The sequence below is a fragment of the Dyella halodurans genome (assembly GCF_026283925.1).
Taxonomy (GTDB): Bacteria; Pseudomonadota; Gammaproteobacteria; order Xanthomonadales; family Rhodanobacteraceae; genus Dyella; species Dyella halodurans.
Window position 1 is genome coordinate 276,105 of sequence record NZ_JAPDPF010000004.1, and the last position, 19,295, is coordinate 295,399.

The 19,295-nt window shown below is 63.0% G+C and carries 13 protein-coding genes; 11 read left to right on the forward strand and 2 right to left on the reverse strand.

Annotated features, from left to right (window positions below; genetic code table 11):
* Nucleotides 1-99 precede the first annotated feature (99 nt).
* From OUZ49_RS10220 to OUZ49_RS10250, 7 genes are all read left to right on the forward strand, one after another.
* A complete protein-coding gene (locus OUZ49_RS10220) occupies nucleotides 100-1,851 on the forward strand; it encodes a SulP family inorganic anion transporter (protein WP_266150282.1) in 1,752 nt (583 codons plus the stop codon).
* Nucleotides 1,852-2,242: 391 nt separating this feature from the next.
* Nucleotides 2,243-3,574, forward strand: coding sequence for a putrescine-ornithine antiporter (gene potE / locus OUZ49_RS10225; protein WP_266150283.1), 1,332 nt, complete (start codon nucleotides 2,243-2,245; stop codon nucleotides 3,572-3,574).
* 31 nt (nucleotides 3,575-3,605) lie between these two features.
* A complete protein-coding gene (locus OUZ49_RS10230) occupies nucleotides 3,606-4,556 on the forward strand; it encodes an amino acid ABC transporter substrate-binding protein (RefSeq protein ID WP_266150284.1) in 951 nt (316 codons plus the stop codon).
* A gap of 147 nt (nucleotides 4,557-4,703) precedes the next feature.
* A complete protein-coding gene (locus OUZ49_RS10235; RefSeq protein WP_266150285.1) occupies nucleotides 4,704-6,104 on the forward strand; it encodes a DcaP family trimeric outer membrane transporter in 1,401 nt (466 codons plus the stop codon).
* Between the two features lie 111 nt (nucleotides 6,105-6,215).
* Nucleotides 6,216-8,531 (forward strand): Orn/Lys/Arg family decarboxylase, encoded by a 2,316-nt coding sequence (locus OUZ49_RS10240; RefSeq protein WP_266150286.1) that lies wholly within the window; start codon nucleotides 6,216-6,218, stop codon nucleotides 8,529-8,531.
* A 117-nt stretch (nucleotides 8,532-8,648) separates the two neighbouring features.
* Nucleotides 8,649-10,982, forward strand: a complete 2,334-nt coding sequence (locus tag OUZ49_RS10245) for an Orn/Lys/Arg family decarboxylase (RefSeq protein ID WP_266150287.1) — start codon at nucleotides 8,649-8,651, stop codon at nucleotides 10,980-10,982.
* A gap of 166 nt (nucleotides 10,983-11,148) precedes the next feature.
* Nucleotides 11,149-12,447: an amino acid permease gene (locus OUZ49_RS10250; RefSeq protein ID WP_266150288.1), complete on the forward strand. Its 1,299-nt coding sequence runs from the start codon at nucleotides 11,149-11,151 to the stop codon at nucleotides 12,445-12,447.
* A gap of 77 nt (nucleotides 12,448-12,524) precedes the next feature.
* Here OUZ49_RS10250 and OUZ49_RS10255 read toward each other — a convergent pair whose 3' ends face one another.
* On the reverse strand, nucleotides 12,525-13,319 hold the full coding sequence (locus tag OUZ49_RS10255) for an SDR family NAD(P)-dependent oxidoreductase (protein WP_266150289.1): 795 nt from the start codon (nucleotides 13,317-13,319) through the stop codon (nucleotides 12,525-12,527).
* Between the two features lie 230 nt (nucleotides 13,320-13,549).
* On the opposite strand from OUZ49_RS10255, the gene OUZ49_RS10260 reads away from it, so the two are divergent.
* The 3 genes from OUZ49_RS10260 to OUZ49_RS10270 all read left to right on the forward strand — a co-directional run bounded on the left by OUZ49_RS10260 (nucleotide 13,550) and on the right by OUZ49_RS10270 (nucleotide 17,236).
* Nucleotides 13,550-14,782, forward strand: coding sequence for an NnrS family protein (locus OUZ49_RS10260; protein ID WP_266150290.1), 1,233 nt, complete (start codon nucleotides 13,550-13,552; stop codon nucleotides 14,780-14,782).
* Nucleotides 14,783-14,809: 27 nt separating this feature from the next.
* Nucleotides 14,810-15,229, forward strand: a complete 420-nt coding sequence (locus OUZ49_RS10265; RefSeq protein WP_266150291.1) for a group III truncated hemoglobin — start codon at nucleotides 14,810-14,812, stop codon at nucleotides 15,227-15,229.
* Between the two features lie 69 nt (nucleotides 15,230-15,298).
* Nucleotides 15,299-17,236, forward strand: a complete 1,938-nt coding sequence (locus OUZ49_RS10270) for an FTR1 family protein (RefSeq protein ID WP_323134923.1) — start codon at nucleotides 15,299-15,301, stop codon at nucleotides 17,234-17,236.
* A 27-nt stretch (nucleotides 17,237-17,263) separates the two neighbouring features.
* Here the strand turns inward: OUZ49_RS10270 and fdxA are convergent, their stop codons facing one another.
* Nucleotides 17,264-17,587, reverse strand: a complete 324-nt coding sequence (gene fdxA / locus OUZ49_RS10275; protein ID WP_266150292.1) for a ferredoxin FdxA — start codon at nucleotides 17,585-17,587, stop codon at nucleotides 17,264-17,266.
* 240 nt (nucleotides 17,588-17,827) lie between these two features.
* Between fdxA and ccoN the strand changes: the two genes are divergently transcribed.
* Nucleotides 17,828-19,294, forward strand: coding sequence for a cytochrome-c oxidase, cbb3-type subunit I (ccoN, locus tag OUZ49_RS10280; protein WP_266150293.1), 1,467 nt, complete (start codon nucleotides 17,828-17,830; stop codon nucleotides 19,292-19,294).
* Nucleotide 19,295 lies beyond the last annotated feature (1 nt).

Here is a 19,295-nt window from a genome sequence, read left to right on the forward strand (position 1 = left end):
CGACAGGTTCGCTGCCTATATCACACCATTCGAGTGACCTTGAGAATCGTAAATTTACTGTCCGACAGCACGTGTCTCCCTGTCCCCGAGCGCCCCGAAATGGGCGGCCGTATACTCACCACCATGCGAGACGATTCATCGACGCGTACCGTGGGTCGCCACCTTCCGGTGCTGGACTGGATTCGCGACTATCGCAGCGATTGGATCAAGCCCGACGTTATCGCGGGGATGACCGTTGCGGCCGTCGTCCTCCCGAAGGCCCTGGCGTACGCCACGGTAGCGGGACTGCCCGTGCAAGTCGGGCTCTATACGTCATTCTTGCCGATGGTGATCTACGCGCTGTTCGGATCCTCACGGCCACTCAGCGTCAGCACCACGGCCACGCTCGCGATCCTTGCGGGGACGGCTCTTGCCCGGGTGGCGCCGGGAGCCGGCGAGGCGGAGTTGCTGAGAGCCTCGGCGACCTTGACCTTGCTCGTTGGGGCCATGCTCACGCTCGCCGCGCTCCTGCGCCTGGGCTTTGTGGCGAACTTCATCTCCGATCCTGTGCTGACCGGCTTCAAGGCAGGTATTGCGGTCGTTATCGTGCTCGACCAGTTGCCGAAGCTGCTCGGCATTCATTTTCCCAAGGGCGGCTTTTTGCACAATGTACTGGCAATTGCCAGCGGTTTTCCTCACGCGTCGCTGGCGACCTTGACGGTCGGACTCGCCACCATCGTCATCCTGGTGACGATGGAACACTTTGCGCCCCGCGCACCCACGCCGTTGATTGCCGTGGCTTGCGGAATCGGTGCGGTGGCCTTGTTTGGCTTGCAGTCGCATGGCGTTGAGATTGTCGGCCACGTGCCCACCGGCCTTCCCTCGCTGACCAGGCCGGACCTGTCACTCATCCAGTCGCTCTGGCCCGCTGCGGCGGGCATCGCACTCATGAGCTTCACCGAGACGATCGCCTCTGGACGGGCCTTTGTTAAACGCGGGGAGCCTACGCCACAACCTAATCGGGAATTGGTGGCGACCGGCCTCGCCAACATCGGCGGCGCCTTGTTTGGCTCCATGCCGGCTGGCGGTGGCACCACCCAGACGGCGGTGAACCGGCTTGTCGGCGCGCGTAGCCAACTGGCCGCACTGGTCACGGCCTCCATGACGCTCGGCACCATGCTGCTGCTGGCCCCTTTTATCGGTCAGATGCCGGAAGCGACGCTCGCGGCGGTGGTCATCGTGTACTCGCTCGGGCTGATCAAGCCCGCCGAATTTCGCGCCATCATCACCGTGCGGCGCACGGAGTTCATATGGGCCCTCGTTGCCTGCGCAGGTGTGGTATTGCTCGGCACGTTGCAAGGCATCCTGGTGGCCATCGTCGTCTCGCTCGCAGCACTCGCGCACCAGGTCTCCAACCCGCCCGTTTATGTGCTGGGGCGCAAACCTAGCACGACGGTCTTCCGCCCTGTTTCCGCGGAACATTCCGGCGACGAGACGTTTCCCGGCCTGCTGCTGCTCAGGCCCGAAGGGCGCATTTTCTTTGCCAACGCAGGGCTCCTTGGCCAAAGGATCCAGCAGCTGATCAGCGAAGCGGATGCCCGCGTGGTCGTACTGCATCTGCGCGCCGTATTCGATCTCGAGTACACCGCGCTGAAGATGATGGTCGAGGCGGAAAGGAAACTCTCGGAGCGGGGCATCGCGCTCTGGCTGGTCGGGCTTAACCCGGGCGTGCTGGCCATGGTGCAGCGATCGCCGCTGGGCGCAACCCTGGGCAAAGAACGCCTGTTCCACAACCTGGATCAAGCCGTCGCCGCGTGGCAAGTACAAGGCGCGCAGGGCGCGGCCCCGAGCAGTTCCCGCGACGCACACTGAACGATGCGCTGCTGCGCTGTGACAGTAAATTTACTGAGTGGTGTGAACTTCTTCCTCACGTGCAAGCTGACGCCGCGCATGCCATACGGCGTGCAGCTGTTGCTTTAGTTTGCTTCAACTAAGTGACGTCGCTGATTGCCCCGTGCATCTGGGATGAATGCGTCACTGGCAAGAAATAACCTCGCGAAACAGCGTCGTGCACACGTTTCTACGCTTGCTTGATGCTTACGTCGATTCACACGTCCTTGATCCGTGCGCGCGCAAAGTCTCACACCGTATGGGGACTCAGCTATTGCTTTCGCAGGTGCGACAGAAACGGACCGGCTAGGGATCGAGTGTCCAGCTGCCGGATACGAAACTCCTTGACATCGAAGGATGGGGGAGGAATCAGATGCCCGGCACCAAGAAAATGACCATGATGCAGCTGACCCTTTTGGTCGCTGTGAACATGATGGGCTCCGGCATCATTATGCTGCCAGCCAATATGGCCCAAGTCGGCGCCATTTCACTGCTGTCGTGGGGAGTCACGGCGCTCGGATCGATGGCGATTGCCTACGGGTTTGCCCAGGCAGGCCTGTTCAATCAGCGTATTGGCGGCATGGCCGCGTATGCCGAAGACGCCTATGGAAAAGGCGGCTATTTCCTGACCTTCTTTCTTTACTTCCTTTCCCTGGCGATCGGCAACGTGGCGATCGCGATTTCCGCTGTTGGCTATCTCGCGGTGTTTTTCCCCGGCATGTCGGTGACGCCCATCGCGACCTGCATCAGCGTCATAGGAGTGCTCTGGCTCACCACCATCGCGAACTTCGGTGGACCAAGCATTACCGGTCGCATCGGTTCCGTCACGGTGTGGGGCGTGATCATTCCCGTCGCCGGCTTGTCCATCATTGGCTGGTTCTGGTTCAAGGGCGCCACCTTTTCAGCTGCCTGGAATCCCAAAGGGCTAAGCCTTTTCGAGGGCATCGACTCCAGCATTTCGCTCACGCTATGGGCATTTCTTGGCATGGAGTCTGCAGCACAAAACTCAGACGCCGTCGAGAACCCGAAGCGCGATGTTCCGCTCGCATGCATGCTTGGGACGCTTGGCGCTGCCGCCGTCTACGTACTGTCAACCACGGTCATCCAGGGCATCGTGCCGAATGCGCAACTGGCCGAGTCGACCGCGCCGTTCGCGCTCGCCTATTCGGAAATGTTCAACCCCACCATCGGTGCGGTCATCCGGGCACTGGCCATTCTTGCCTGCCTGGGCTCCCTGCTCGGATGGCAGTTCACCATCGCGCAGACGGCCAAGACAGCTGCCGAAGGGCGGATGTTCCCGAAGTTCTTCGCGAAGACCAACCGCCTCACCGCACCGGTGATCGGCATGGTCGTCATGGGCATCGTGCAGAGTGCGTTGGCGTTATCAACGGCGTCCCCAAGCCTGAGCAAGCAGTTTGCGGTGCTGGTCAACCTCGCCGTCGTCACCAATGTGGTGCCGTACATCATCTCCCTGTCGGCCCTGATGATCATGATGAAAAAGGCCGGGGTTGGCGAACACACTTATCGGATGAATGCGTTTGTCGTCGCCGTTGCGATGCTTTACAGCACTTATGCCATCTACGCGTCCGGCAAGGAGGCCGTGCTTGGCGGCACGATCGCTATGGCGCTCACGTTTGTGATCTATGGCTTCCTGGCACCGCGATTCCCGCCGCCGTTGGTGGTCGACGAAGCGCGAACTGCCTGACGCACTGGCAGGCGAAACTGAGGAGAGGCACATGCAGATCGCCCGTTTGATGGCAAGCAAAAAATTTACCTGGCCGTTGATCCTGCTGATCGCTGCCGTGATGGCGCCATCGATGCTATTTGCCCAAACGCAGGCATCGGCAGCGAGCACGCTGGATCGCATCCGCGCAGCGGGAAAGATCACGCTCGGCTACTACGCGAATGCCAGGCCGGTTTCCTTCAAGGACGACTCCGGCAAGGTCGACGGCTACGCCATTGCCCTCTGTCGCCTGGTCGCAGCAGACGTGCAGTCAAAGCTGGGCCTGTCGAACCTCCCCGTAGACTTTGTCGCCGTCGACGCCAACGAGCGTTACAGCGCGGTGAAAGAGGGGCGCGTCGATCTGGTCTGCGGACCGTCCGAGGCGACGCTGGCGCGTCGCGCGGACGTCAGCTATTCAATACCTGTACTGAATAGCGGCATCGGCATCCTGGTTCGCCGCGATTCGCCCGCCGCGTTCCGCGACCTGCTGGAAGGTCTGGGAGCGACCACGCGACCGGTATGGCGCGGGTCGCCGCGACTGCAGGTGCTCGAGGAAAGGCGTTTCGCCGTGATCGGGGGCTCGTCGGCGGAGCGTTTATTGACCGAACGCAGGGCCGAGCTCAACGTCCATGCTTTCATCACCGTCGTACCCGACCTCGCCACCGGCATTGGTCAAGTGATCAACGGGAGAGCCGATGGCTTCGTCGCCGATCGCACCGTACTGCTCGACCTGGCCCAGCGTGATCCTTCCGGTAGCCAGGTGATGGTGCTGAATCGAATCTTCGATCGCGAAGCCCTTTCCTTCGTCCTGAGCCGCAATGACGACGATTTCCGCCTGCTGGTGGATACCACGCTAAGCAGGCTGTACCGCTCGGGAAAGATCGACACCATCTATGCACAGTTTTTCGGTGCACCGGATGCGGCGATGCGCGACTGGTTCCACGACACGGCGCTGCCGGACTGACGCTCCCCGGATCCGCGTGAACACGCGATCCGGACCATTCAGATTGGCGAGGATTTGGTGATGCACAAGCGATCGCGTGATCTCTCGGTCCCGAGTTTGCCGACACGCCCCTGGCTCGTGTCGCTAGCCTTCACGTTGTTGACATGCATGGCAGCGCCAGCAGCGCTGGCGCAATCCACGGATTCATCCGCGGACCTGAAGGCCGAGATTGCGCAGATGCGTCAGCAGATGCAGGCGCAGCAGCAAGTCATGCAAAAAATGCAGCAGCGCCTGGATGAGCTGGAAGCGAAGGAAGCGGCGAAACCGCAGGCAACCGCGCAAGCGCCCAGCCAACCGGCGAAGCCACCCGTGGTCACGCCGACGTCCGAGCTCGAGGCCGCCAAGGCCACCCAGTATCACCCGCCGTCGGCGCCGGCCGGTGTGTCCGAGCCGCTGCCCGATGGCTATGTCCGCCTCGGCGACACCGGCAACCTGCTCAAGGTCGACCTGGTCGCGCAGGTCGATGCCATGGCAGACAACACCTACATGGGTGCGCAAGACCTGTTCGTGCCGTCCTCCATTCCCGTGCGCGGGGCGGCGTTCTACGCCACCGGCTGGCGCTCCAACATGAGCGCGAAGCAAAGCGTGTTCCGCATGGATTTCCGCCGCGACACCGATTACGGCACCTTGAAGATCGTCTACAAGAACAATTTCTTCGGCAGCGGTACTGGCGACATGCCGTACAACCTGCAGTACTTCTATGGCGAGCTGGATAACGAGCGCTTCACCCTGCTGGCCGGCTACAACATTTCGGCCTTTACTGATATCGACGTGTTTCCCAACACCCTCGACTATGAAGGACCGAACTCCTTCACCTTCAAATACGGTCCGCAGATCCGCTTCTCGCCGATCCTCTACAAGAGCGGCGACAGCTTGCTGACCTTGCCGCTGTCGATGGAGAAACCGAACGCCGATATCACCACGGTCGAGGGCTTCAACACGTATTCGCGGCGGCCGGACTTCGTGTTCGGGCTACGTTGGGAAGCGCCTAGCTGGCATATCCAGTGGGCCAACCTGTGGCGTGACCTGCGGGTAGAGAGCGCGACAGCGCGCACCCGCGGCACCAACGGCTATGCCACGCAGCTCACCGGCACCACCAAGCTGTTCGAGCGTGACAGCGTGCAGGGCTGGGTCAGCAATGGGCGGGGGTATGCCAACTTCCTGCAGGACATCTCGGGCCTGGGCCTGGATGCCGCCTTCAATACCCAGGGCGACCTGCGGGGGATCCGGGCCCGCGGCTGGGGCGCCGGCTACACCCACGGCTGGAGCAGCGATCTCAGCAGCAGCCTGTCCTACGGCTACCTGCGCATCAGCCCGCAATCCAACCTGTTGATCGACCAGACCCTGCCCAAGAGTACGAAGTTCGGGTCGCTCAACCTGGCCTGGCAGTTCAGTGAACGCGCCATGGTCGGTATCGAATACCTGTGGGGCCAGAACATCGACCTTACCGACGCGCGCGGCCAGGGCCAGCGCATCCAGACGACGCTGCGCTACGACCTGAACCCGTAATTGCGGACGACGCCGAACGGCCCACCTCCGCCAGCCATGCGCACGTCGATGACAACCATTTCGTCCCCGCCACGGCACGTCCCGTGAACAACAACTTCGAGGTGTGAAGCCATGCTTGAACGTCGCAACCAGCGCCAGAAATTCCGCGTGCTTCTGGCCCACGCCCAAGCGGGAAACCTCGACAGCGCGGGCGGCCGGGCCTGCCGCACCCTGGCGGAGGAATTCGCCGATCGCAATATCGAAACGGTGATGGCCTCGGCCCTGGAGGATGCACGCGCAACTATCGTCTCGGACGCGGCCATCCACGCGATGATGATCGATTGGTCGTTGCCGGATGACAGTGGCAAGTCGCTCGACAACCAGGCGGCCACCAGCCTGATCAAGTTGATCCGCTCGCGCAACGAGAACGTGCCGATCTTTTTGTTGACCGAGCGCGACAAGGCCAAGACGCTGAATGTCGAACTGGTCGAGGCCATCAACGAACTGGTCTGGCTGCTCGAGGACGTCGCCACCTTCGTGGGCGGGCGCGTCCAGGCCGCCATGCATGTCTACTTCAGCAACATGTTCGGCCCGCTGACGTCCGCCCTGCAGGCGTTCAACCAGGTGCACGAATATTCGTGGCATACGCCCGGCCATACCGGCGGCACCGCCTTCCTTAAGCATCCGGCTGGCCGCGCCTTCTACGATTTCTACGGCGAGCATGTCTTTCGCACCGACCTTTCCATCAGCGTCGGCGAGCTCGGCTCCCTGCTCGACCATAACGGCCCGATTGGCGATAGCGAGAAATACATTTCGCGCATCTTCGGCTCGCATCGCAGCTACACCGTGACCAACGGCTCGTCCACCTCCAATCGCATCATCTTCATGGCCTGCGTCGGGCGCGACCAGGTGGTGCTATGCGACCGCAACTGCCACAAGTCGATCGAGCACGGACTGACCTTGACGGGTGGCATTCCGCAATACCTGGTGCCGTCGCGCAATCGCTACGGCCTGATCGGGCCGATCTATCCCGAACGCTTCGTCCAGGCCACCCTGCGCAAGGAAATAGCGGCAAATCCTCTGGCCAAGGGTCTCAAGGACAAGAACCCGGTCTTCATGGTGGTGACCAACTCCACTTATGACGGCCTCTGCTACAACGTCAAGCGCGTGCAGCAAGAGGTGGGCAGCTGGCTGGATCGCGTGCATTGGGACGAGGCCTGGTACGGCTATGGCCGCTTCAATCCCTTGTACGCCGGGCGCTTGGCCATGCACGGCGAGGCGTCGGAACACGATCCCAAGGGTCCCACGGTGTTCACCACCCACTCGACCCACAAGTTGCTGGCGGCGTTCTCGCAGGCTTCGTACATCCATATCCGCGACGGCCGCAACCCGATGCCGCATGAGCGCTTCAATGAGTCGTTCATGATGCACGGCTCCACCTCGCCGTTCTATCCGATCATCGCCTCCAACGAGATCGCCGCGACCATGATGGATGGCATCAGCGGTATCGCATTGACCCGCGAGAGCATCGATGAGGCGGTCACCTTCCGCCAGGTGGTGGGCCGCCTGCGCCGCGACTTCGAGAAGAAGAAAGAGTGGTTCTTCCGCACCTGGAATCCGGACAAGGTCAAGGACCCGAAGAGCGGCAAGCGCGTCGCCTTCGAAGACGCACCGCAGGAACTGCTGGCCACGGATCCGGACTGCTGGGTGATGCACCCGGGTGATACCTGGCATGGCTTCGACAAGCTCGAAGACGGCTATTGCATGCTCGACCCGATCAAGGTGTCGGTCCTGACACCCGGCGTCGACGACGACGGCTCGCTGGCCAAGACCGGTTTCCCGGCCTCGCTGCTCACGGCCTACCTGGATGCGCGCGGCATCGAAGTGGAGAAGACCAGCGACTTCGCCGTGCTGTTCCTGTTCTCCATCGGCATCACCAAGGCCAAGTGGAGCACCTTGCTGACGGCCATGCTGGACTTCAAGCGCGATTATGACCGGGACGCCCCGCTGTCGCGGATCATGCCCTCCCTGGTCAAGAGTCATCCGGATCGCTACGAAGGGCTGGGCCTGCGCGGCCTCGGCGATCAGATGTTCACCGAGCTGAAGAAGGGCGGCCAGACCGCCCACCTGCAGAAAGCCTATTCGCAGCTGCCCGCGATCAAGATGTCCCCGGCCGATGCGTACCAGTTGCTGATACGCGGGCAAGTGGAAAGGGTGGCGCTGCCTGATCTTGCGGGACGCATACTCGCCACCAGCATCGTGCCCTATCCTCCGGGCATTCCGATGGTCATGCCGGGTGAGTCGGCCGGCGCGGCGAATGGGCCACACATCGGCTATCTGAAATCCCTGCAGGGCTGGGACAAGCGCTTCCCCGGGTTTGGCCACGACACCCACGGCGTCGAAGCAGAGGATGGCGAGTATTACGTGCAATGCCTGAAAACGCCTTGATGGCGTGCATGCCCGGCAAGGCAACGCATCGGTCGCGCGGTGGCCAAACGGCCGCCGCCCGCGAGGCTTACCCATCGCCGCTTCGCGACGGATCTTCCGCTATCGAGGATAGACATCATGTCGATGAACAATCCCTGGTTGCTTTACATCACGAGCGATCCGCCGGATGAAGGCTCCGCCTTCCGGCTTGCGCTGGAACGCATCGGCAAGGCCATCCAGGCCCGTGGCATCGAGGTATTGCGCGCACTGACCTGCGAGGATGGACTTGCCATTGCGCAAGGCTCAGCCACCTACTCCTGCGTTGCCGTCGACTGGGATCTCGGCGAGACCGCGGAAATGAGCGAAAGCGCGGTGCTGAAGATCATCCGCGCGGTGCGAGAGAAATCACTCAGGATTCCGATCTTCCTGCTCAGCCGCGGCTCGACGATCCAGGACATCCCGTTGAGCGTGATCCGCGAGGTGCGTGAATACGTGAACCTGGTCGGCGAGACGCCGGACTTTCTCGCGCGCCGCATACAGTTCGCCATCGACAATTACCACTCAGACCTGCTTCCGCCTTACTTCAAGGCGTTGAAGAAGCTGACCGAAGAAGGCACCTACCAGTGGGATGCGCCCGGTCACATGGGCGGCGCCGCCTACCTCAAGCATCCCGCGGGCGCCGAGTTCCATCACTTTTTTGGCGAAAACATCATGCGCGCGGATATCGGCATCTCCAATGCCGAGCTTGGCTCCTGGCTCGACATCGAAGGTCCACCGGCGGATTCGCAGCGCATGGCCGCCCGCATCTTCGGCGCCGACTGGACGCTCTACGTGCTTGCCGGATCATCGGCATCCAACCGCATCGTCGTGCAGGCGTCGATCGGCGCGAACGACATGGTCATCGCCGACCGTAACTGCCACAAGTCGCTCAATCACGCGATGACGCTGTCCGGAGCGCGACCGGTGTATTTTCAGCCGAGCCGCAATGGCCTCGGCATGATCGGCCTGATTCCACCCAAGCGCTTCACCAAGGAACACATCCGCTCCCTGATCGCCGCATCCCCGCTGACCGCGGGTGCGAATTCCAAGGAGCCGGTCTACGCCGTGGTCACCAACCCGACCTACGACGGCATCATGTACAACGTGGACAAGGTGGCGGAATGGCTGGCGGAAAGCGTGCCTCGCGTCCACTTCGACGAGGCATGGTATGCCTACGGCAAGTTTCACCCTATCTACAAGCATCGCTATGCGATGGGCATCCCGAAAGACATGAAGAACCGCCCGACCGTGCTGGCGGTGCAGTCGACGCACAAGATGCTGCCTGCGTTTTCCATGGCTTCCTATATTCACGTAAGCAATAGCAAGCGTGGCGAGCTGGCGTGGTCGCCACTCAAGGAAGCGTTCATGATGCACGGGACGACGTCGCCGTTCTATCCCTTGATCGCATCGCTGGATATCGCCACGGCGATGATGGACGAGCCTTCCGGCAGCGCCCTGCTGCGCGAAACCATCGGCTATGCCGTGGAGTTCCGCCAGGCTGTGGCGTCGGTGGCCAAGCGCCTGAAGAAGGATAACGAATGGTTCTTTTCGTTGTTCCAGCCCGACACGGTCAAGGTCGGCGGCAAGAACGTGGAGTTCTCATCCGCACCGGTGGATGCCCTGGCGAACGATCCCAAATGCTGGACGCTGCGCGTTGGCGAGTCCTGGCACGGCCTGCCGGATGATGTCGTGGCGAATGATTTCTGCATGCTGGATCCGACCAAGGTCACCATCGTCTGCCCTGGCACCGATGCGCAGGGCAAGCTCGCCAAGCGTGGCATTCCAGGGGCGATTCTCAGCAAGTTCCTGGATGCGCGTAGGCAGGCGATTGCCCGCACCGGTGACTACACCGTGCTGGTGCTGTTCTCGGTAGGCACCACGCAGGGCAAATGGGGCACCCTGCTCGAGACCCTGCTCGCCTTCAAGCGACTTTACGATCGCGACGCCAGCCTGGAAGAAGCCTTGCCCGACCTCGTGCAGGCGCATCCCGAGCGCTACCACGGGGTCACGCTGCCGCAGCTGTGCGACGAGATGCACAAGGTCATGACGGATCTCGATCTGCAGGCGATGGCCAACGAGGCTGGCGAAGTGCTTTCCGAACAGGTGCTGACGCCGTCCGAGGCTTACCAGAAACTCATCCATGGCGACACCGAAGAGATCCGCATTGGTGACCTGCCGGGCCGCCTGGCCGCCTTGATGATCGTGCCGTATCCACCGGGCATTCCCGTGCTGATGCCTGGCGAGCGCGTCGACGCCAAGGGCGGGCCGATCCTGAAATTCCTGACATCGGTGGAGGAGTACGGCAGGCGTTTCCCCGGTTTTGGCCGCGAAGTCCAAAACGTCCACGCCGATGCCCAGGGCGATATGTGGGTGCGTGTCATTGTGGAGAAGACGGCGCCCGCCAAGGTAGCCAAGACGCCCAAGAAGAAGTGAACACCGCCGTACCCGCCATCACGGACGTAACTTGATCGAGACATCGGGCGAGGTTGCCTCGCGCAGGAAGTTGGGGCTCATGGCGTTACCGGAGGCGTGACGCTCGATCCGCTGCCAGCAGATGCATGAGCGGGAATCTGCACGGAGTACGCAAACGGGAGTAAGCATGGCGGCGCCACAGGCAAAGAAGATGGGTTTGGTCGGTGCATCTTCGCTCGTCGTGGCGAACATGGTCGGCACGGGCGTGTTCCTGCTTCCTTCCAGCCTGGCCAGCATCGGCAGCATTTCGATCTTTGGCTGGATCATCTCGGCCATCGGCGCCAGTGCGCTAGGCCTGGTGTTCGCGCACCTGGGCATGGTCCAGCCACAGGCCGGTGGGCCTTATGCCTATGCGCGCGACCATATGGGACCGTTCGCGGCGTTCCAGACCAATATGCTCTACTGGGGCGCGAACGTGATCGGCAATGTCGCCATCGCGATATCGGTCACCGGTTACCTGGCGGTGTTCTTTCCGATCCTGAAGAGCCCCTGGATGGCGAATGGCTGCACGGCCGCCGTGATCTGGCTCTTTATCTGGCTGAACTCGCGTGGTGCGAAGACGATCGGCGAATTCACCAGCATCACCACGATTGCCGGCATCCTGCCGATCGCCTTTGTCGGCGTGCTTGGTTGGCTGTGGTTTAAACCGGAAGTCTTCAGCGCCGGCTGGAATCCAGGTTCCCTGCCCACGCATTCCGCCGTGGCCCAAAGCGCGTCCATCGCCTTGTGGGCGTTTCTCGGCGTCGAGAGTGCGGCCGTCTCGGCCGGCATCATCGAGAATCCCAATCGCAACGTACCGTTGGCGACGATTATCGGGCTCGTCATTGCAACAGCGATCTATGTGTCCTGCTGCACGGCCATCATGGGCATACTTCCCAACGACCAACTGAAGAATTCGGCGGCTCCGTTCGCCGACGCGGCGCGCATCATGCTGGGGCCATGGGCGGCCGAAGTGATCTCGGTGGCCGCCATCCTGAAGGCGGCCGGCGCCCTCGTTGGCTGGATCCTCATCGTGGCCCAGTCGGCCCAGGCCGCTGCCAGCGACGGCATGTTCGTGCGCCGATTCGCGGTGACCAACGATCATGGCATGCCCACGCAGAATCTCGTCATCACCGGCCTGCTGATGACAGGACTACTGGTGCTCACAGCATCGCCCTCGATCGCCAAGCAGTTTTCCATCATCACCAACGCGACCGTGGTCTTGATGGCGCTTCCTTACATCTACTCGGTGATCTCGATGTGGCGCCTCGATCAAACCATCGAGCTGCCGAGGTCAAGACGGCGGGCACTGCTTATCGCAGGCGTGATCGCATGCTTGTATTGCGTAGGCGTGGTGGTGGGTCAATCCGACCTCCTGGGCCGCCGGGCGCTCCTCGTCCTGTTGTTGACGGCACCTCTTTATGCGTTGATGAAACGTAAGCCATGAACGGCACTCAACGACTCGGGCCACCGCACAGTGGGCACCCGAATCGTCCGGCCATGACCTCTCCGGAGTTGCTTCCCTCAGGCAATCGAACGCACCACGCCACCATCGACACGCATGGCGGCACCGGTCGTCGCTGACGCCTGTTCGGACGCAAGATACACGGCGAGGTTCGCCACCTCTTCCACCGTCGCCAACCGCTTGATCAGGGACGATGGACGGTGCGTCTGGATGAAGTCACGCTCCACCTGCTCCTGCGATACGCCTTGCTCGGCCGCGATCTTGCCGAAGAAGTCACCGACTCCCTCGGAGCGCGTTGGCCCCGGGAGTATCGCGTTCACCGTCACACCGGTACCCGCCAGCGACTCGGCCAGCCCGCGCGAAACGGCCAACTGCGCCGTCTTGCTCATCCCGTAATGCACCATCTCCGCCGGAATCTGCAGGCCCGACTCGCTGGATACGAACTGGATGCGGCCCCAGCCGCGCCTGGCCATCCCCTGCGCGTAGTGCCGCGACAAGCGTACGCCGCTCAACACATTCACCTCGAAGAAGCGCAGCCAGTCCTCGTCCGGAATATCGAAGAACGCCTTCGGCTCGAAGATGCCCAGGTTGTTGATCAGGATGTCGGCATCCGGAATCGTCGCGATGAGCCGCTGTGCGCCGGCCAGCGTGCCCAGATCAGCCGCCAGACCGGTGAGCGTGGATCCGGCGACGGCCGCGCGCACATTGGCGAGGGCCTCGTCGACGCGCGCCTGGGTGCGGCCGGTGATCACCACGTGGGCGCCCGCGGCCGCGAGGCCTTGCGCGATCGCCAGGCCGATGCCGGCGGTCGATCCGGTCACCACGGCCATCCGGCCAGTCAAATCGATATGCATGGGGAGTTCTCCTGATGAGGTGCGCATGCGCCGTGGCGCTCATGGCAAAGGTGGCGTCACTCCCCGGCGATACAAGCGGTACGTGGCAACAGGAATATGCTCCGCCCACCGAGTCGCGTCGTTCACGAGCCAGGTGAGAAAATTCTGACCCAGGTCAGAGCGCAGCACGGGCGGGCATCGTCAGACTGGCGCTCTCCGTTTCTGGCGCCACTGGCCCAGGCATCCTTTTCATGCGCTCCGCAAAGCCAGCCATTCCGCCTACCCAGCCGCTGACGACGCTGCTCGAGGCTCCGCACCGGGCGATGTTTTTCATGGGTGCGACGGCGCTTTTGGCCAGCATGGCCTGGTGGACGTGGGCCTTGCTGGCGTCGTGGCGCGGCTGGCTGTTCGTGCGCTATGCCATGCCAGTCGCCTGGGCGCACGGCTTGCTGATGCAGTACGCCACGCTCGCGCCGTTCGTGCTCGGCTTTCTGCTGACGGTGTTTCCGCGCTGGCTCGATCTCCCTGCCGTGCCGAAGCGCATCTACGCCGCGGTGTTTGCCCTCATGTTCGGCGGCGCCGCACTGGTGATTGCCGCGCAGAGCGGCGCCCCCATCGTCCTGCCGCTTGGCCTGGTCGCCATGTTGCTCGGCTGGCTGGCAGCGATGTTCGCGCTCGGCGCGCGGCTGCATCGCCATGGGTATCGGGATGTTTGGTCGGTTTCGGCTTACGCGGCCCTGGTCCTGGGGGCGCTGGGGCTTGCGCTGGCCCTGCTCTATGCCGTGGGCGGATCGCCGGCACTGATGCCGATCGCCATCGGCATCGGCACATTCGGCTTGCTGGTGCCGGTGTACTTCACCGTCGCGCATCGCATGGTGCCGTTCTTTTCCAACAATGTGCTGGCCGGATATCGCGTCGTACGCCCGGCCTGGTCGCTGCTGGGTGTATGGATCCTCAGCCTCGCCCACCTCGCCTTCGACCTGCGCGATGCCCAAGCCTGGCGCTGGCTGGCCGACCTGCCACTGACGGCGCTGCTGTTATGGCAATGGCTGGCCTGGCAACCGTGGAAAGCACGCGGACCAGGGCTGCTGACCGTGCTCTATATCGCGCTGGCCTGGTTGCCGCTGTCGTTTGCTTTGTTCACGGTCGACAGCCTGCGCGTCATGGCGACGGGCGCGGCCGGTTGGCCGCTGGCCCCCTTGCACGCGCTCACCATCGGCTTCTTCAGCTCGATGCTGGTGGCCATGGTGACCCGCGTGACGCATGGTCATTCCGGCCGGCCGCTGGTGATGGGACCGCTGCCGTGGATCGGCTTTGTCGGCATGCAAGTGGTTGCGCTGATCCGTGTGCTGGCCGAATGCGCGTCGCGCCCCTTGCCGTACTACGTAGCGGCGGCCGCGCTGTGGCTGCTGGTGTTGATGCCCTGGGTGGCGCGCTCGTTGTGGATTTATCTCACGCCACGTCGTGACGGCAAGCCGGGCTGATCGATTGCACTGTTTCCGGAGAACTCCATGCCGCTGTTCGCCACGGCCACCGAGGTCGGCATTGCCACCCTGGTCGATCGTTTCTATGACAAGGTTCGCGCGGACGAGCAGCTAGGGCCGATCTTCCATGGCGCCATCGCGGACTGGACCGCGCACAAGCGCATCCTGCGCGACTTCTGGTCATCCATCGTGCTGCGCTCGGGCCGCTATCACGGCAATCCCATGCGCGCGCATCGTGAGCTGCCACCGTTTCCGCAAGCGTTCTTTCGACGCTGGCTGGCGCTGTGGCGGGACACCGCCCACGAGGTTTTCGAAGCGTCGACCGCCGAGCTTTTCATTGGCACGGCCGAGCGCGTTGCCCAAGGCCTCAGTCTCGGCATGAACCTGGGCAGGCTGTCGCTGGAGCATCCCTCCCCCATCATCGGGCCGCTGCACATCGTGTCGTAATGCCGCAGCGGCTGACGACGTATCGCCGCCCCCTTCCATGCGAATGGGTTGCAGGCGCACACTATACAAATGAGAAGCACTCGCATTTTTAAGCGATTTGACCTTGGCCGCGCGCTGGCCCTGTCGGCCCTGCTCACGCTGGCAAGCGTGATGCATGCGGCGGACGCGCCATCCAGCGTGTCGCAGACATGGCAGATGCTCGATTACCTCGCCACCGATTACGCCGGCGCGGTAAACAACGGCGCCGTGATCAGCGCTTCCGAATATGCCGAGATGCGCGAGTTCGCACGTAATGCGCGCGAGCGCATTCGCGCGCTGCCCCCCGCGCCCGCGTCAGCCGCGCTGCAGCAGCAAGCCGATCAGCTGGTGGCGTCGATCGACGCCAAGGCGTCGCAGGCGCAAGTGGCGCGCGAAGCGCATGCCCTCGCAGACGCGCTGCTGCAGAGCTATCCGGTGCCAACGGCCCCCGTCCACGCACCCGATCTCGCACGCGGTGCCAACCTGTATCAGGCCCAATGTGCGGCCTGCCATGGCGCGGGCGGCCACGGCGACGGTCCGGTCGGACTCAGCCTCACGCCGCGCCCGGTCGACTTCACCAGCCAGCAACGCGCCGATCAACGCAGTGCGCTGTCGCTCTATGAAGTGATCACCCAGGGCGTGGCAGGTACGCCCATGGCGAGCTACGCCAGCACGCTGTCCAGCGACGATCGTTGGGCGCTCGCTTACTACGTCGGCACGCTCGCCTATCCCGCAGCGACCGCCAACGGCGCGCGCGCCTGGCATGACAACGACGCCGCGCGCAGCGATATTGCGTCGCTCAGCGAACTTTCCCGCGCACGCGTCACGCAGTTGTCCGACACGCTCGGTACCGAACAGGCCCGGCTGATCATGGGTTATCTGCGCGCGAACCCTGGCGCCGTCCAACAGGCGTTGACGGGCATCGCGCTCGCCCGCGCCCGCCTCGCCTCCAGCACGGCGGCCTATCGCGCCGGCAACGTGGACGAAGCCCGCCAACTCGCGTTGTCCGCCTATCTGGATGGTGTTGAACCGGTCGAGGCCCAGCTCAATACCCGCGACGGTGAACTACGCGCGCGTATCGAGACCGCCATGGGCGCCTATCGCACCGCCTTGTCGAACGACACCTCGGGCGATGAGATCGCCGCGCAGGCAGCGACCATCGACGGCCTGCTGGCGCGCGCCGGCCAGGTGACGTCCGCGGCAGCGAGCAGCCCGCTGACCATCTTCCTGGGCGCGCTGACTATTCTGGTTCGCGAAGGACTGGAAGCCCTGCTGGTGGTGGTGGCGCTGCTCGCCTTTCTGCGCAAGGCCGACCGGCATGACGCCACGCGCTATGTGCATGCGGGCTGGCTGCTGGCCTTGCTGGCGGGTGCGCTGACCTGGGCCGTGGCCAGCTACGCCATTTCGATCAGCGGGGCGAGTCGCGAGCTGACCGAAGGCCTGTCGTCACTGTTTGCCGCGGCGGTGTTGCTCGGCGTCGGCTTGTGGATGCATCAGAAGAGTATCGGTGGGCGCTGGCAGAGCTATCTGAAGGCCAAGATGGCCACGGCCCTGGACCGCAAGTCCGCCTGGTTCGTCTTCGGCCTGACCTTCATCTCGGTTTACCGCGAGGTGTTCGAGACCATCCTGTTCTATACGGCACTGTGGAACGAGGGCCAGGGGCATTGGCTGCTGGCTGGCATTGCCGCCGGCGCCCTCATCCTTGGCCTGATCGCGTATGTGCTGCTGCGGACCAGCCGGCGCCTCCCGCTCGGCGTGTTCTTCTCGGTCAGCTCCCTGATCATCGCCGCCCTGGCCATCGTGTTGACCGGAAAGGGCGTGGCCGCGTTGCAGGAGGCGGGCTGGACTGCCGTCACGGTGGCGCCGGTTCCTTCCATCGAGTTGCTCGGCATCTATCCCACCTGGCAGTCGCTGCTGGCCCAGCTGGCGGTGGCGCTGATGCTGGCCCTGGGTTTCGCCATCAATCGATGGCGGGCGCGCGCTGCCTGACCATCCGCGGCACGGGCCGCACGCCACTCAGCGGACTAGCAGACGCAACTTGTCTGGCTTGCCGTCCCATTCAGCGGCATCCGGCATCGCGGGTATCTTTACGGCGATCACCGGCCAGCTCTTGGCCAGCTCCGCATTGAGGGCCAGGTAAGGCTCCTGCCCCGCCGGCACGTCGCCCTCGGCAAAGATCGCATCGACCGGGCATTCCTCGACGCACAAGGTGCAATCGATGCATTCGTCCGGGTCGATCACCAGGAAATTGGGGCCCTCATGAAAGCAGTCGACCGGACATACCTCGACACAGTCGGTGTGCTTGCAGTTGATGCAGTTCTCAGTGACGACGTGGGTCATTCCCGCGCTCCAGCGACCTGCCGCGAAGCTTGCCAGAGCGCAAGAGTTTTCGCGCTGATCCGGGTCAACAAGCCGGCGAGTCGTCACGCCAATTTGATCAATGCTTGCCGCGGAATCCAAGCAAGACTGTGGCAACACACCGCGGGTCTGTAAGGCTATGATTGGCGGAAATTGATCCAAGTCATCGAAGTGCGACGTTTGATCAGGGCACCATCCATCCATTGAAAAGGTGGGGTTTGCATGTCTGTGACCGAGTACTACGACGACAAAGTCGTCCGCCTGTTCCTGCTTGGAGCGGCCGTTTGGGGGATCATCGGCATGTCGGTAGGGGTTTACGCCGCCGCCGAGTTGATGTGGCCCGCCCTCAATTTCGATATTCCCTGGCTGACCTTCAGCCGTATCCGGCCCGATCACACCTTCGGTGTGATTTTCGCATTCGGCGGCTCGGCCCTGATGGGCACCTGCTACTACGTGGTGCAGCGCACCGGCCACACCCGCCTGGCACTGCCACGCCTGGCCGAGCTCACGTTCTGGGGTTGGCAGCTGATCTGCGTGCTGGCCATGACGACGATGCCACTGGGCATCACGCAGAGCAAGGAATACGCCGAGCCCGAGTGGTTCATCGACATCCTCATCGCCATGGTATGGGTCTCGTTCGGCGTCGTGTTCTTCGCCACCCTCGGGCGCCGTCGCATCCGGCATATCTATGTGGCCAACTGGTACTACGGCGCTTTCATCATCGCGGTGGGCCTGCTGCATATCGTCAACAACATTGCGCTGCCGATCAGCCTGACCAAGTCGTATCCGGTCTACTCCGGTGTGGTCGATGCGATGGTGCAGTGGTGGTACGGCCATAACGCGGTGGCATTTTTCCTTACCGCGGGTTTCCTCGGCATGATGTATTACTTCGTGCCGCGGCAGGCGCAGCAGCCGCTGTGGAGCTATCGCTTCTCCATCGTCAATTTCTGGGCACTGATCTCCGTATACATGTGGGCGGGTTCGCACCACCTGATGTACACGGCGCTGCCCGACTGGGTGCAGTCGGTGGGCATGGCGTTCTCGCTGGTGCTGCTGATGCCGAGCTGGGGCTCGGCCGCCAACGGCTTGCTCACCTTCAACGGCTCCTGGCACAAGCTCAAGACCGATCCCGCCGCGAAATTCATGGTGATGTCGCTGGTGTTCTACGCCGCTGCCACCTTCGAAGGCTCGATGATGGCGATCAAGACCGTGAACTCGCTGTCCCACTACACCGACTGGACCATCGCCCACGTGCATTCGGGCTCGATCGGCTGGGTGGCGATGATCACCATCGGCTCGCTCTATGCCATGGCGCCGCGCGCCCTGGGCCAGCCGGCGATGTATTCGAACAAGGGCATGGAAGTGCACTTCTGGCTGCATATGACGGGCCTGTTGCTGTACATCGGCTCGATGTGGACCGCCGGCGTGACCGAAGGCCTGATGTGGCGCGCCACCAATGCGGATGGTTCGTTGACCTATTCGTTCCTCGACAGCCTGATCGCGATCAAGCCGATGTACCTGATCCGCTGGTTCGGCGGCTGCTTCGTGCTGTCGGGCATGGTGGTGATGGCCTGGAATCTCTGGCACACGGCAGCCGATGCGCGGGCCCACCTGATCAAGCCGATTCCGGTGCCGATTCCCGAGCCCGAGCCGCACCAGGTGCCGGCCCCGCTGCCGGCGGCAGGCTGAG

Bases quoted from the DNA above. Each gene is read 5' to 3' on its own strand.
- OUZ49_RS10220 (WP_266150282.1), top strand. From the start codon at position 100: ATGGGCGGCCGTATACTCACCACCATGCGAGACGATTCATCGACGCGT.
- potE (WP_266150283.1), top strand. From the start codon at position 2,243: ATGCCCGGCACCAAGAAAATGACCATGATGCAGCTGACCCTTTTGGTC.
- OUZ49_RS10230 (WP_266150284.1), top strand. From the start codon at position 3,606: ATGCAGATCGCCCGTTTGATGGCAAGCAAAAAATTTACCTGGCCGTTG.
- OUZ49_RS10235 (WP_266150285.1), top strand. From the start codon at position 4,704: ATGGCAGCGCCAGCAGCGCTGGCGCAATCCACGGATTCATCCGCGGAC.
- OUZ49_RS10240 (WP_266150286.1), top strand. From the start codon at position 6,216: ATGCTTGAACGTCGCAACCAGCGCCAGAAATTCCGCGTGCTTCTGGCC.
- OUZ49_RS10245 (WP_266150287.1), top strand. From the start codon at position 8,649: ATGTCGATGAACAATCCCTGGTTGCTTTACATCACGAGCGATCCGCCG.
- OUZ49_RS10250 (WP_266150288.1), top strand. From the start codon at position 11,149: ATGGCGGCGCCACAGGCAAAGAAGATGGGTTTGGTCGGTGCATCTTCG.
- OUZ49_RS10255 (WP_266150289.1), bottom strand. From the start codon at position 13,319: ATGCATATCGATTTGACTGGCCGGATGGCCGTGGTGACCGGATCGACC.
- OUZ49_RS10260 (WP_266150290.1), top strand. From the start codon at position 13,550: ATGCGCTCCGCAAAGCCAGCCATTCCGCCTACCCAGCCGCTGACGACG.
- OUZ49_RS10265 (WP_266150291.1), top strand. From the start codon at position 14,810: ATGCCGCTGTTCGCCACGGCCACCGAGGTCGGCATTGCCACCCTGGTC.
- OUZ49_RS10270 (WP_323134923.1), top strand. From the start codon at position 15,299: ATGAGAAGCACTCGCATTTTTAAGCGATTTGACCTTGGCCGCGCGCTG.
- fdxA (WP_266150292.1), bottom strand. From the start codon at position 17,587: ATGACCCACGTCGTCACTGAGAACTGCATCAACTGCAAGCACACCGAC.
- ccoN (WP_266150293.1), top strand. From the start codon at position 17,828: ATGTCTGTGACCGAGTACTACGACGACAAAGTCGTCCGCCTGTTCCTG.